11 protein-coding genes and 1 pseudogene are annotated in these 13,873 nt (G+C 47.1%); all 12 read left to right on the top strand.

The window, feature by feature from the left end; all coding sequences use genetic code 11:
* The first annotated feature begins 9 nt into the window (after positions 1-9).
* Positions 10-1,062: a nicotinate-nucleotide--dimethylbenzimidazole phosphoribosyltransferase gene (gene cobT / locus LIR34_RS01760; protein WP_173901695.1), complete on the top strand. Its 1,053-nt coding sequence runs from the start codon at positions 10-12 to the stop codon at positions 1,060-1,062.
* A 1-nt stretch (position 1,063) separates the two neighbouring features.
* Positions 1,064-1,615, top strand: a complete 552-nt coding sequence (locus LIR34_RS01755; protein ID WP_173901696.1) for a bifunctional adenosylcobinamide kinase/adenosylcobinamide-phosphate guanylyltransferase — start codon at positions 1,064-1,066, stop codon at positions 1,613-1,615.
* Positions 1,596-2,372 carry an adenosylcobinamide-GDP ribazoletransferase gene (cobS, locus tag LIR34_RS01750; protein ID WP_173901697.1) on the top strand — a complete coding sequence of 259 codons (777 nt, stop codon included), beginning with the start codon at positions 1,596-1,598 and terminating at the stop codon, positions 2,370-2,372. The genes LIR34_RS01755 and cobS overlap by 20 nt, the downstream gene beginning before the upstream one ends.
* Before the next feature lie 11 nt (positions 2,373-2,383).
* Positions 2,384-2,764 (top strand): bifunctional adenosylcobinamide kinase/adenosylcobinamide-phosphate guanylyltransferase, encoded by a 381-nt coding sequence (locus tag LIR34_RS01745; RefSeq protein ID WP_161284396.1) that lies wholly within the window; start codon positions 2,384-2,386, stop codon positions 2,762-2,764.
* Positions 2,757-3,362 (top strand): histidine phosphatase family protein, encoded by a 606-nt coding sequence (locus tag LIR34_RS01740; protein ID WP_173901699.1) that lies wholly within the window; start codon positions 2,757-2,759, stop codon positions 3,360-3,362. Before LIR34_RS01745 ends, LIR34_RS01740 begins: the two co-directional genes overlap by 8 nt.
* 234 nt (positions 3,363-3,596) lie before the next feature.
* Entirely contained in the window at positions 3,597-4,928 is a 1,332-nt protein-coding gene (gene ssnA, locus LIR34_RS01735) for a putative aminohydrolase SsnA (protein ID WP_161284398.1), read from the top strand.
* Positions 4,929-4,968: 40 nt separating this feature from the next.
* A pseudogene (locus tag LIR34_RS01730) lies at positions 4,969-6,345 on the top strand (selenate reductase); the annotation flags it as partial.
* Positions 6,346-6,801: 456 nt separating this feature from the next.
* Entirely contained in the window at positions 6,802-9,384 is a 2,583-nt protein-coding gene (xdh, locus tag LIR34_RS01725; RefSeq protein WP_265107695.1) for a selenium-dependent xanthine dehydrogenase, read from the top strand.
* A 2-nt stretch (positions 9,385-9,386) separates the two neighbouring features.
* Entirely contained in the window at positions 9,387-9,878 is a 492-nt protein-coding gene (locus LIR34_RS01720) for a 4Fe-4S binding protein (protein ID WP_173901701.1), read from the top strand.
* Positions 9,879-10,164: 286 nt separating this feature from the next.
* Positions 10,165-12,456 carry a xanthine dehydrogenase subunit XdhA gene (gene xdhA / locus LIR34_RS01715; RefSeq protein WP_161284402.1) on the top strand — a complete coding sequence of 764 codons (2,292 nt, stop codon included), beginning with the start codon at positions 10,165-10,167 and terminating at the stop codon, positions 12,454-12,456.
* Positions 12,457-12,479: 23 nt separating this feature from the next.
* Positions 12,480-13,385, top strand: coding sequence for a xanthine dehydrogenase subunit XdhB (xdhB, locus tag LIR34_RS01710; RefSeq protein ID WP_161284403.1), 906 nt, complete (start codon positions 12,480-12,482; stop codon positions 13,383-13,385).
* Positions 13,382-13,870, top strand: coding sequence for a xanthine dehydrogenase subunit XdhC (gene xdhC, locus LIR34_RS01705; protein ID WP_161284404.1), 489 nt, complete (start codon positions 13,382-13,384; stop codon positions 13,868-13,870). Before xdhB ends, xdhC begins: the two co-directional genes overlap by 4 nt.
* Positions 13,871-13,873 lie beyond the last annotated feature (3 nt).

Genomic DNA, 13,873 nt, shown 5'->3' with positions numbered 1-13,873 from the left:
GATTTTAAAATGACATTAGAAGAAACACTTCAGAAAATTCATCCGCTGGATGAAAAAGCAATGGAGATTTCCAGGAAGAGATGGGACAGCATCGCCAAGCCTCTGCATTCTCTTGGGAAAATGGAAGATATCATTGTTCAGATTGCCGGAATCACAGGAAGTCCGGATATGAACCTTTCAAAACGTGCACTGGTTGCCATGTGTGCAGATAATGGTGTGGTAGAAGAGGGAGTGACACAGACCGGACAGGAGGTTACTGCAATTGTTGCAGAGAACTTCCTCTCAGGTGCTACCTCCGCCTGTACCATGTGCCGTCAGTGTGGAACAGATGTGTATCCGGTAGATGTCGGAATGGCTGTGGACACAAAGGTTCCGACAGATCTTAAGGTAGCCATGGGAACAAAAAACATGGTAAAAGAACCGGCAATGACAAGAGAAGAGGCAGTAAGAGGAATTGAGGCGGGAATCGAGATGGTATCAAGACTCAAAGCCAGAGGATATGGCCTCATTGCAACCGGTGAGATGGGAATCGGAAATACCACGACCAGCAGCGCAGTGGCAGCTGTTCTTCTTAACTGTCCTGTGGAGGAGATGACAGGACGCGGAGCCGGACTCTCCAGTGAGGGGCTGAACCGTAAGATCACAGCGATCGGAAAAGCGATTGAGAAGCATCAGCCGGATCCGGAAGATCCGATCGATGTCCTTGCAAAGGTCGGAGGGCTTGACATTGCAGGTATGACAGGCGTTTTCCTTGGCGGCGCAGCACTTGGAGTTCCGATTGTGATCGATGGTTTTATTTCCTGCGTTTCAGCACTGATCGCACAGAGGATCTGCCCGGTGGCAGGAGATTATATGATCGCTTCACATGTGTCAAAAGAACCGGCAGCACGTCTGATTCTTACATCCCTTGGCAAAGAAGCTGTACTCCATGGGGATATGTGCCTTGGTGAGGGAAGCGGTGCAGTGGCATTGTTCCCGTTCATTGATATGGGCGTGGCTGTCTATCAGTCTATGAGTACTTTTGATGAGATTCATGTAGAACAGTATGAGGAGCTTGCCTGAGATGATGATTCTTGTAACGGGAGGAAGCGGGAGCGGGAAATCTGCATTTGCCGAAGATCAGGTGGTGGCTTTTGGCGAAGCAGAGAGAATCTATATTGCTACCATGTTTCCTTTTGACGAAGAAAGCAGAAAAAGAGTACAGCGTCATCAGAATATGCGTAAGGGAAAGGGCTTTGAGACCATTGAATGTTATACCGGACTTGAACGGGTGAGGGTGCCGGAGGGAAGTACCGTTCTTCTGGAATGTATGTCAAATCTTGCGGCAAATGAGATGTTCCAGGAAGATGGTGCCCATGAGAGGACGGTTCAGGAAATCCAAAAAGGCGTGAAGTCTCTTCGCGAGCAGGCAGGAAATCTGGTGATCGTCACAAATGAGATTTTTTCTGAGGCGGTTTCCTATGAAGGGGAGACCAGAACCTACCAGGAGTATCTTGGGAAGATCAATCAGGAGCTTGCCCTGCTTGCGGATGAGGTTGTGGAAGTGGTTTACGGAATTCCAATCTATCACAAAAAGAAAAAAGGAGGCGCTTCCGGTGAAGAGTCTGTGGAATAGTTTTAAGATTGCATTTGCCATGTTTTCCAAGATTCCTATGCCTCAGGCAGAATGGACAGAAGAAAATATGCGGTATATGCTGTGCTTTTTTCCGTTTGTAGGAGCGGCAGCCGGCATACTCACACTTGGTGTGAACTGGCTGGGCGAGTACTTCGGCTTCGGTACAGGATTTATGGCAATGGCGTTGATTCTGGTGCCGGTTTTTGTGACCGGTGGAATCCATGTGGATGGACTTTTGGATACCTCGGATGCTTTGAGCTCCTGGAGAGACAGAGAAAAACGTCTGGAGATACTTAAAGATTCTCATGCAGGTGCGTTTGCTGTGATCACAGCGTGCGTGTATTTTCTGGTTTTATATGGCGGGTTCAACCAGATTGCCGGAAACCGGACAGCGATCAAGATCCTGGCGCTTGGATATATGGTGTCCAGATGTTTTTCAGGAATTGGCGTGATCATGCTGCCGAAAGCCAGCGCAGGCGGAACGGTGGCGGAATTTTCCCGCAAGGCACAGGATAAAACAGTAAGAAATACGCTGATTGTGTATCTTGTGCTTCTGGCTGTCGGAATGATCCTGATCCAGCCGGTCTATGGCGTGGTAATTTTTGTAACTGCTGTGCTTGTCTTTATATTTTATAAACACAAGGCGATGAAATATTTTGGAGGAACGACCGGAGATCTGTCGGGATATTTCCTGTGTCTCTGTGAGGCATGGATGGTGCTTGTCCTGGCAGTCCTGACCGTGGTTTGTCCGATGTAGGAGTGTTGGTTATGGAGATGATGATTGGAGGAGCTTTTCAGGGAAAAAGTGCCCTGGCAGAGAAGAGATACCCGCAGGTGAACTGGATAAACGGAGCGGATGCAGACTGGGAGATGCTTTCCTGTGCAAAGGGTGTTCTGGGGTTTCATGAGTATATCCGAAAAGAAATGAAAGCAGGAAGAAGCGTAGATCAGCTTGCCGAAGATCTGATCCGTGTAAATCCGGATGTGATCCTTGTATCTGATGAAGTTGGCTATGGTGTTGTGCCGATCGATGCATTTGACAGAGCTTACCGTGAAGCGGTGGGAAGGATCTGTACGAAGCTGGCAGATTACAGTCACCGGGTAACGCGAGTTGTCTGTGGGATTGGGACGGTGATCAAGGATGCTTAAATTATGGCTGATCCGTCATGGGATGACCGAGGGAAACCGCCACCAGAGATACATTGGTGTGACGGATGAACCTCTCTGTGAAGAGGGACGGAATCTTCTTTCAAACGTTACATATCCCAGAGCGCAGGCGCTGTTTGTGAGTCCTCTCAGGCGCTGCAGGGAAACAGCGAGGATTTTGTTTGGAGACCAGGAGCAGAGAGTTATAGAGCTTCTTGCAGAATGTGATTTTGGCGAATTTGAAAACAAAAATTACAAAGAACTGGCGGACAATCCGCATTATCAGGAATGGATTGACAGCAATGGAACCCTTCCTTTCCCGGGAGGAGAGAGCAAGGAGGAATGTGCGGCCAGAAATCTTAAAGGCTTTGAGGAGGTTCTGGAAGTCTTAGGAAATGAAGGAATTACAGAAGCGGCTCTGGTGGTCCACGGCGGTACGATCATGAACATCATGGAGACGTATGCCCTTCCGGAGAAGGCTTTTTATGAATGGCATGTCGGAAATGGCTGTGGCTATGAGGTGGAACTGGAACCGGAGCAGTGGCAAAAGACTGCAAAAAAGTTTCGGCGTGTCAGAAAAATTGATCCATCATTGGAATAAAAACAGAGGATATGATAAGAACAACAGCGACGGAGCAGTGGATTCCGTCGCTGTTTGTGTATATGTGCAAATACAGAAATATACAAAAAGATTTTGATATAAAAAAATATTTTGCATATTATAGTTGAAATAACGAAAAAAGTATGTTAGAGTAATAGTATAAAATATCTAAATCGTGTAGATAATAAACGTTATACGTTGGGACAAATTCACAAGATAAGGAGGGAAATTTTCATGCTGATTGTTGGAAACGGAAGAATGATCACAAGGGATGCATCCTGTGCACTGATTGAGAATGGAGCAGTCGCAATGGATGGAGGCACCATCAAGATGGTGGGGACAACAGATGAAGTAAAGAAAGCATTTCCGGATGCAGAGTTTGTAGATGCACGGGGTGGACTCATCATGCCGGCATTTATCAATGCACATGAGCATATTTACAGTGCATTTGCCAGAGGATTAAGCGTAAACGGATATAACCCACAGGGATTTCTGGATATTCTGGATGGTATGTGGTGGAATATCGACCGTCATCTTACTCTGGAGCAGACGAAGCTCTCTGCATATGCGACCTACATTGATTCGATCAAAAATGGTGTGACAACGGTCTTTGATCATCATGCCAGTTTCGGACATATCACAGGCTCTCTGCATCAGATCGAGGAGGCTGCGAAGGATCTTGGTGTCCGTACCTGTCTGTGCTATGAGATCTCAGACAGAGACGGGATGGAGAAGTCAAAGGAATCCGTGATGGAGAATGTCGATTTTATCAGATATGCACAGCAGGATGACAGTGATATGCTGGCAGCCATGATGGGAATGCATGCTTCCTTTACGATTTCAGATGAGACAATGGCATTGTGCAGGGAACTGAAGCCGGAAGGTGTCGGCTATCATATCCATGTGGCAGAGGGAATCTATGATCTTCATCAGTGCCTTAAGGAACACAGCAAACGAATCGTAGACAGACTGTATGACTGGGATATCCTTGGTCCGAAGACTCTGCTTGGACACTGTATCTATATCAATGAACATGAGATGGATCTGATCAAAGAGACAGATACCATGGTTGTACACAATCCGGAATCCAATATGGGAAATGCCTGCGGATGTCCGCCTACCATGGAACTGGTACATAAGGGAATCCTTACCGGACTTGGAACAGACGGCTATACCCATGATATGATGGAATCCTGGAAGGTGGCCAATATTCTTCACAAGCATCATCTCTGTGATCCGAATGCTGCATGGGGCGAAGTTCCGCAGATGCTTTTTGAAGGAAATGCGAAGATTGCAAACCGCTACTTTAAGAAAGAACTCGGCGTTCTCAGAGAAGGCGCGGCGGCAGATGTGATCGTAGTGGACTATGATCCGCTGACACCTATGCATGAGGGCAATATCAACAGCCATCTGCTGTTTGGAGTAAACGGTGCCATGGTACAGACGACCATCTGTAACGGAAAGATTCTTATGAAAGACCGTGAAGTTCTTGTATGTGATGAGGCAAAGGTCATGGCGGACTGCCGTCAGGCTGCAAAGGAACTCGCAGATGATATCAACAGCTGACACTTATTTCGTATTGTGAAGTTACAGGGAGAAGATAACTATGAGTGATATTATGAAAAGTATTCCATTTGGACAGTTAATGGAATGGATATTGGCAGAACATAAGGCAACGGGACAGGTTTTTGGTATTCAGAAGGCATATGTGGCAGATCTGGAAAAGACAACAGAGATTTTTGGACGAAAACTGGAGAATCCGGTAGGACCGGCAGCCGGACCGCATACACAGCTTGCACAGAATCTTGTGGCAGCTTACTATGCAGGAGCTAGATTTTTTGAGTTAAAGACGGTACAGAAGATGGATGGACCGGAGCTCTCCGCATGTATTCCGAAGCCATGTATCGTGGCAGAAGATGAGGCATATAACTGCGAATGGTCCACAGAGCTTTATGTTCCACAGGCGATGGAAGAGTATATCAAGGGATGGATGGCACTTCATGTAATCTCCAAAGAATTCGGACTTGGAAGCCCGGACGGATTCCAGTTCAATATGTCCTGTGGATACAATCTTGAAGGAATCAAGGATAAGAAGATTGATGATTTTATTGAGGGAATGAAGGATGCCCGTGATACAGAGATTTTCAGAGAATGCAGGACATGGCTTCTTGAGCATATCGCTCTCTTTGAACATGTGACCAGAGAGGATATCGAGGCTATTCCATCCGAAATCTGTAATTCCATTACACTTTCTACCATGCATGGATGTCCTCCACAGGAGATTGAGAACATCGTTATGTATCTCCTTCGGGAAAAACACATCAACACCTATGTAAAATGCAATCCGACGCTTCTTGGATATGAGTTTGTGCGTAAGGCAATGGATGATCTTGGATATGATTATATGGCATTTACAGATTTCCATTTCAAGGACGATCTACAGTATGAGGACGCAGTTCCGATGCTTAGACGCCTCAAAGAAGTGGCTGCACAGGAAGGACTTTCCTTCGGTGTGAAACTGACCAATACCTTCCCGGTGGATATCAAGAGACAGGAACTTCCGGGAGAAGAGATGTACATGTCCGGTAAGGCACTGTTCCCGCTTTCTATCACAGTAGCTGCACGTCTTGCAGAATCCTTTGACGGAGAACTTCCGATGTCCTTCTCAGGCGGTGCAGATCAGAAGAACATTGATCAAATCGTGGGCTGCGGCATCTGGCCAGTTACAGTGGCAACCGTTCTTCTCAAACCGGGCGGCTATAAATGGATGACCCGTATCGCAGAAAAGGCAGATGAATGCCAGACCGAAAAGGGTGGAAAGGTCAATGTAGAAGAAGTGAAGAAGCTGGCAGCAGACGCACTTGGAAACGCAAACTACAAAAAGGGTACAAAGAAAGCCGGAAAGAGAATGGAAGAGAAATCTCCGCTTCTTGACTGCCTTAAAAAGAAAGATGCACCGGAAAACAAAGAATTTACAGCACATAGACGTGTCTGCGGAAACTGCGTGGATGTATGTCCGAACCGTGCGAATGTTCTGATCGAAGTACCGGAGATGGAACTTCTGCAGATCCTTCATGTCGATTATATGTGCAATGAGTGCGGCAACTGTCGTTCTTTCTGCCAGTATGCAGGAGCACCATACAAAGACAAATTTACATTATTTGCGACAGAAGAGGACATGAAGGACAGTACAAACAACGGCTTTGTCGTACTTGATGCAGAGAAGAAAGAAGTCAGAGTAAGAGTTGCAGATAAAGAAGAAACTGTAAAGGCAGATCAGCCATCCGGCATCCTGACGGAGGGACTGTCAAAGCTTATCTGTGCCGTAATCAATAAATATGCTTACCTGTTAGGGTAATACCAGGGGATTTCAGCTTCCGTTTCTGCCTTAGGGCTGACGGAGGCTGATACCCGTCAGAACAGGAAAGGAGAATCCACTATGGCAGTATTTAAAGTAAACGGGCAGAGTGTCTGCCCGGAAAAAAATCAGAAGCTCATAAGATTCTTAAGAGATGAGCTTCATCTGACATCTGTAAAAGACGGATGCAGTGAGGGAGCATGTGGAGCCTGTACAGTGATCATCGATGGAAAAACCTGCAAGGCATGTGTCCCGGATACCGACTCTCTGAATGGGAAAGAAATCATAACAGTAGAAGGCCTGACAGAATGGGAGGCAAAGGTATACACCTATGCATATGGAAAGGCCGGAGCAGTTCAGTGTGGATTCTGCATTCCTGGAATGGTAATGTGTACGAAAGCACTTCTTGACGAAAATATGGAACCTTCCGATGATGAGATCCGATATGCACTGCGCAATAACTATTGCCGCTGTACAGGATATGTAAAGATCATGGATGCTGTTCGTCTGGCTGCAAAGATTTTAAGATCAGGTGAGCTTCCGGATGACGGAGATTCGAACTGGACACTTGGAAACTGCGTAGCAAGGATCGATGTAGAAGAGAAAGTTCTGGGTTATGGAAAATATCCGGATGATTATTATCTGGATGGAATGCTTCACGGCGTGGCTCTCAGAAGTAAATATGCACGTGCAAGGGTTCTTTCCGTTGACACGTCTAAAGCAAAAGCTTTTCCGGGCGTGGAAGCAGTGGTGACAGCAGAAGATATTCCGGGAGAAAATAAAATCGGTCATCTGAAGCATGACCAGTATACGCTGATCCCGGTTGGCGGTCTTGTGCATTATCTTGGCGATGCGATTGCACTGGTGGCGGCCAAAGACCGTGAAACGGCAGAAAAGGCTGTGAAGCTTATCAAGGTAGAGTACGAAGTACTTCCTCATGTGCATACGACCGCACAAGCAGCTGCACCGGATGCACCAAAGGTTTTTGACGAAGAAGAAAACAATATCTGTGCACATAAACACATCAGCAGAGGAAATGCAGAGGAAGCAATCCGAAATGCAAGACATGTGCTCTCAAAGCATTTTGAGACACCCTGGACGGAGCATGCGTTTCTGGAGCCGGAATGTGCAGTGGCTTTCTATGATGAAGATGGAGATATTTTTGTTTATTCTACAGATCAGTCTGCACATCAGACACTCCATGAATGCTCGCTGCTTCTTGGAACTGACAAAGTAAAAGTTCAGAATGCACTGGTAGGCGGCGGTTTTGGCGGTAAGGAAGATATGACAGTGCAGCATCTGGCATCTCTTCTCACCTATGTAACGAAGAAACCTGTGAAGATGAAACTGACCAGGGCAGAATCCCTCCTTGTTCATCCGAAACGCCATCCGTTCTCCATGGATATGACCATGGGATGTGATGAGGACGGAAATATTATGGGAGTAAAAGCAGTAGTAGTTTCAGATACAGGAGCTTTTGCTTCACTGGGCGGTCCGGTACTGGAACGTGCATGCACCCATGCGGCAGGTCCGTACCATTATGAAAATTTTGAGATTGAGGGAACCGCGTACTATACAAACAATCCACCGGCAGGAGCTTTCCGTGGATTTGGTGTAACACAGACCTGTTTTGCGACAGAAACTCTCCTGAATATGATGGCTGACAAAGTTGGCATCACACCGTGGGAGATTCGTTATCGTAATGCGATCCGTCCGGGAGAGGTTCTTCCGAATGGGCAGATCGTAGATGAATCGACCGGACTTATTGAGACACTGGAAGCAGTTAAGGAAGACTATGATGCTGCAATGGCAGCAGGAAAACCAGTCGGAATCGGCTGTGCCATGAAAAATGCCGGTGTAGGTGTTGGTATCCCGGATACGGGCCGCGTGAAGCTGATCGTTGAGGATGATGAGAAGCTGCATATCTATTCCGGAGCATCCTGTATCGGTCAGGGACTTGGAACGGTTCTTGTGCAGATGGTGGTTACAAACACGGATCTTACGCATGAGGACATCGTATATGAGAGAAGCAATACCTGGATCGCTCCAGATTCCGGAACAACTTCCGGTTCCAGACAGACTATGATCACAGGAGAGGCCTGCCGAAGAGCCTGTGAGAAACTGATGGAAGACCGGCGAAAGGGCAAAGAGCTTAAGGATATGAAGGGGATCGTATATTACGGAGAGTATCTGGCAAAGACAGATCCGCTTGGAGCAAATGTACCAAATCCGGTATCTCATGTGGCATATGGATATGCGACACAGATGTGTATTCTGGATCCGAAAACCGGTAAACTGGAGCAGCTGGTTGCCGCACATGATGTAGGCAAGGCTGTCAATCCACTGTCCTGTGAGGGTCAGATCGAGGGCGGAGTTGTTATGTCCATGGGATTTGCACTGAGAGAACAGTATCCGATCGACGAAAACTGTAAACCAATACAGAAGTATGGTTCTCTTGGACTGTTCCGTTCCCATGAGGTTCCGAAGATCAAAGCGATCGTTGTTGACAAGCCGGGACTGAATGTGGCCTGTGGAGCAATTGGTATCGGTGAGATCACGTCGATCCAGACAGCGCCGGCCATTGCTGATGCATATTTCAGATATGATGGAATCCGCAGATATGAGCTTCCGCTTGCCGGTACACCATACGAAAGGAAGGGTTGATTATGGCAGTCAAAAAGAAATTTCCATACAGGGCAGCCCTTGTAGCCTGTAACGGTGGATGCAGGGCGGTGAAAGGAGAAACAGGCTGCAGTGACGGCTGTATCGGCTGTGGTGCCTGTGTCGAAGCATGTAAATTAGATGCAATCTCCATCAATGAGTATGGAGTGGCAGAAGTGGATGAATCCAAATGTATCGCCTGCAAAAAATGTGTCAAAGCCTGTCCGCAGCAGATCATTCATATCCATGAATGTGCAAACTATATTGTAGTCAAATGCTCCAACAAGAGTAAGGGGGCAGAGGCGAAAAAGCAGTGTGAAGTAAGCTGTATAGGATGCGGGATCTGTGAGAAAACCTGTACTGCAGGAGCAGTCAGAGTAACGGACAATTGTGCAGTGATAGATGAGGAGCTCTGCTTAAGCTGTGGTATGTGTTCTGTAAAATGCCCGCGTGGCGTGATCCATGATCAGCGGGGAATCTTTACGCCTGTACGGTAAATACTAAGATATAAAAGTCTGAAAATTATCAAAAGAGATTGCAAACATGCTGTAGAATATGTTACAATCAGAGTATCTGATAGGTTGCTGTGAATGAAATAAACAGTAATCCTGATAAACAGAATACCTGAAGTGGAAAATAGCATGGTTCGGAGCCGGACGTGAGTTCAGAGGGGAACAGAGAAGTTTCTTGGAACTCAACCGGCTCTTTTTATAGCAGCTGATTTTTCAGAAAACAGGGGAAAAGCTTCTGATTTGTGAATAAAATGAGGGCAGGTGAAAGGTTATGATAGGAAAAAGCGTTCCGCGTGTAGACGCGTATGAAAAGGTGACCGGCAGAGCCAAATTTACAGAGGATCTGATACCGCAGGGGTGTCTGACTGCAAAAATACTGCATGCATCTATCGGAAATGGTATCGTAACCTCTATTGACACAAAAGCGGCAGAAGCGCTGGAGGGTGTCGTGAAGGTTGTGACCTTCAAAGACGTACCGGATCATTGTTATCCGACACCGGGACATCCATGGTCAGTAGAGCCGGCACATCAGGATGTGGCAGACAGAAATCTTCTTACAGGCCGGGTGCGTTATTATGGAGATGATATTGCAGCAGTTATTGCAGAGGATGAGATCACGGCATCACGGGCATTGAAACTGATCCGGGTAGAATATGAGGAATATCCGGTAGAGATCCATCCCCGAAAATCCATGCAGGGAAGTAATCCGCCGATCCACTTCGATAAGAAAGACAATGTACTGGCACGTTCCAATTATATGGTCGGGGATGTGGAGAAAGGAATGAAAGAATCTGAAACGATCGTGCGTGGAACTTATAAGACACCGATTGTTCAGCACTGTCATATTGAGAATCCGATCTCCTATGCCTACATGGAAAAAGGCAGGGTTGTGGTAGTGACTTCCACACAGATTCCTCATATCGTCCGTCGAGTGATCGGCCAGGCACTGGGAATTCCGTGGGGCCGTGTTCGTGTGATCAAGCCATACATCGGAGGCGGTTTCGGAAATAAGCAGGATGTTCTCTATGAGCCTCTGAATGCCTTTTTGACCACGCAGGTGGGCGGCAGACCGGTCAAACTGGATATCAGCAGGGAAGAAACCTTCTGCAACACCAGAACCCGTCATTCCATCGAATTTGATCTTGCAGCGGGTGTGGATAAGGAGGGCAGGCTTCTTGCCAAGGATATGCATTCTTACTCGAATCAGGGTGCTTATGCCTCTCATGGTCATGCGATCGCAGCGAACGGACTGACCTCCTGGCGTCTGCAGTATGCCTGTCCGAACATCCGGGGAGAAGCCTATACGGTCTACACCAATACACCGGTTGCCGGTGCAATGCGCGGATATGGAATACCTCAGGTATGCTTTGCGATAGAATGCTTTATGGATGATGTTGCAAATGCGATTCATATGGATCCCCTCGAATTTCGTCGTAAAAACCTGATCCGGGGCTATTATGAAGATATTTATCTGAAACCGATCGCGGCAAATTCAAACGGTATATTTGAATGCCTCAAAAAAGGCGCAGACTATATTCGCTGGGATGAAAAACGCAAAGAATATGCCGGTCAGAGCGGGTCTATCCGAAGAGGTGTCGGTATGGCACTGTTCTCTTATAAGACAGGTGTCTGGCCGATCTCTCTGGAAATATCAGGAGCAAGACTTTCGCTGAACCAGGATGGAAGCGTGCAGGTGATCCTTGGAGCCACAGAGATCGGACAGGGAGCAGATACCGTATTCTCCCAGATGGTTGCAGAAACACTTCAGACAGATATGGAGCATGTACATATCATGTCCACGCAGGATACGGATATTTCGCCATTTGATACCGGTGCATATGCGTCCAGACAGACGTTTGTGACAGGAACGGCAGTCCGTCATTGTGCAGAGATCCTCCGTGATAAGATCCTCGCCTATGCCAAAACACTGCTTCCGGACATTGATACCACAGAACTTGAGCTTAGGGATAACTGGATCTGGGCAGGAGGGGAGAGAGCGATCTCTCTTTCAGCACTGGCAGAGGAGAGTTATTACAGCCTGACGAATTCCTCTGTGCTGACCGCAGAAGTCTCGGAACAGGTGAAAAGAAATACCATTGCGACCGGCTGCTGTTTTGCAGAGGTTGAGGTAGATCTTAAACTCGGAAAGATTAAGATCCTTCATATCATCAATGTGCATGACAGCGGGAAACTTATAAATCCACAGCTTGCCGAGATGCAGGTGCAGGGCGGTATGTCCATGGGTATGGGATATGGCATCAGCGAGCAGCTGCTCCTGGATGAGAAGACGGGACGTCCGCTGAATGGAAATCTTCTGGACTACAAGATGATGACCATGCTCGATACTCCGGAGATCAAAGTAGATTTTGTGGAACTGAATGATCCGATCGGACCATATGGAAATAAGGCCTTAGGTGAGCCGCCGGCAATTCCGTGTGCACCGGCAATCCGAAATGCTGTCCTGCATGCGACAGGAATTGCATTCAACGAGAATCCACTGACACCGCAGAAACTGATCGATGGTTTTCGGAAACATGGGCTGATCGCAGCGGACAGCAGATAATATCTGAGAGGAGAAAGCTTGCTATGTATGATATTGAAAATTATTATAACGCAAAATCCGTTTCAGAAGCCATAGCGCTTCTTACAGAACATCCGGATGCAAGAATCATCTCGGGAGGAAGTGATGTTCTGATTAAGATCCGTGAGGGAAAAATGGCAGGTTCCTCCCTGGTGTCGATCCGTGACATTGAAGAAATCAAAGGAGTCGAAAAGAAAGATTCCGGAGATATTTATATAGGTGCAGGAACTGTATTTTCTCATATTACGGCAGACCCTGTTATTCAGGAGTGTATTCCTGTGCTTGGAGAAGCGGTAGATCAGGTCGGAGGTCCGCAGATCCGAAACATAGGTACGATCGGAGGAAATATCTGCAATGGCGCGGTCAGTGCTGACAGTGTGCCGACGGTTTTTTCCTATAATGCTCTTCTTAAGATAGCAAATGCCGAGGGAGGAAGGACAGTGCCGGTCAGAGAGTTTTATCTCGGACCGGGACGTGTTGACCTTCATCCGGGAGAGGTCCTGACGCATGTGATCATTCCGCGTGCCGAGTATGAGGGATATCACGGACATTACATCAAGTATTCGATGAGGAATGCTATGGATATCGCAACTTTAAGCTGCAGCGTAGTCAGCAGGATAGATTCTGCCAAAAATATCCTGGAAGATGTGCGTATCACCTTTGGTGTAGCTGCACCGGTTCCGTACCGCTGTGTGGAAACTGAGGAACTGCTTAAGGGGCAGAAGCCTGGAGAGGAGTTATATCAGAAGCTGGAAGACAGTATCCGAAAAGAAATCCATCCAAGAGATTCCTGGAGAGCATCGAGGGATTTCAGGCTTCAGATCGGCGGAGAGATCGCACGCCGGGCACTGATCCAAACGGTAAAACTTGCAGGTGTACCTGCGAAAGATCAGGGAGGTGAGGAAGCATGAAAAGAGAGAAAGTACTGGTAGAATGTACTGTAAACGGAAAAGAAGTGGCAGAATACGTCGATCCGAGAGAATCACTTCTCGATATGCTGAGAAACCGTCTGGGTCTTACTTCGGTAAAAAAAGGCTGTGAGGTGGGCGAGTGTGGTGCCTGTACGGTCATTATAGATGGCGAAACCATAGATTCCTGTATTTATCTTGCTGTCTGGGCAGAGGGCAAAAACATTCGCACTCTGGAAGGGCTGGAAAAAAACGGTGAGATCACCAGGATTCAGGAAGCCTTTATCGAAGAAGGTGCCATTCAGTGCGGTTTCTGTACACCGGGATTTATCATGTCCGCGACGGTGCTTCTTGAGCAGGGAAAAGAACTGACCAGAGAAGAAATCCGTAAAAAAATGTCCGGAAATCTCTGCCGCTGTACCGGTTACCAGAATATTGTCAATGCGGTAGAAAAAGTTATGCATGAGAATGCAGAGAAGGGAATATAAAAA

Origin of the sequence: Blautia sp. MSK17_66, from assembly GCF_020538025.1 — a bacterium.
Taxonomy (GTDB): domain Bacteria; phylum Bacillota; class Clostridia; order Lachnospirales; family Lachnospiraceae; genus Blautia_A.
This window is presented reverse-complemented; position numbering and strand designations above follow the sequence as displayed.

What these genes read in the sequence shown, in the direction of transcription:
- xdhB (WP_161284403.1), top strand. Translation starts at nt 12,480, where the DNA reads ATGTATGATATTGAAAATTATTATAACGCAAAATCCGTTTCAGAAGCC.
- xdhA (WP_161284402.1), top strand. Translation starts at nt 10,165, where the DNA reads ATGATAGGAAAAAGCGTTCCGCGTGTAGACGCGTATGAAAAGGTGACC.
- LIR34_RS01720 (WP_173901701.1), top strand. Translation starts at nt 9,387, where the DNA reads ATGGCAGTCAAAAAGAAATTTCCATACAGGGCAGCCCTTGTAGCCTGT.
- LIR34_RS01740 (WP_173901699.1), top strand. Translation starts at nt 2,757, where the DNA reads ATGCTTAAATTATGGCTGATCCGTCATGGGATGACCGAGGGAAACCGC.
- LIR34_RS01755 (WP_173901696.1), top strand. Translation starts at nt 1,064, where the DNA reads ATGATGATTCTTGTAACGGGAGGAAGCGGGAGCGGGAAATCTGCATTT.
- xdh (WP_265107695.1), top strand. Translation starts at nt 6,802, where the DNA reads ATGGCAGTATTTAAAGTAAACGGGCAGAGTGTCTGCCCGGAAAAAAAT.
- ssnA (WP_161284398.1), top strand. Translation starts at nt 3,597, where the DNA reads ATGCTGATTGTTGGAAACGGAAGAATGATCACAAGGGATGCATCCTGT.
- xdhC (WP_161284404.1), top strand. Translation starts at nt 13,382, where the DNA reads ATGAAAAGAGAGAAAGTACTGGTAGAATGTACTGTAAACGGAAAAGAA.
- LIR34_RS01745 (WP_161284396.1), top strand. Translation starts at nt 2,384, where the DNA reads ATGGAGATGATGATTGGAGGAGCTTTTCAGGGAAAAAGTGCCCTGGCA.
- cobT (WP_173901695.1), top strand. Translation starts at nt 10, where the DNA reads ATGACATTAGAAGAAACACTTCAGAAAATTCATCCGCTGGATGAAAAA.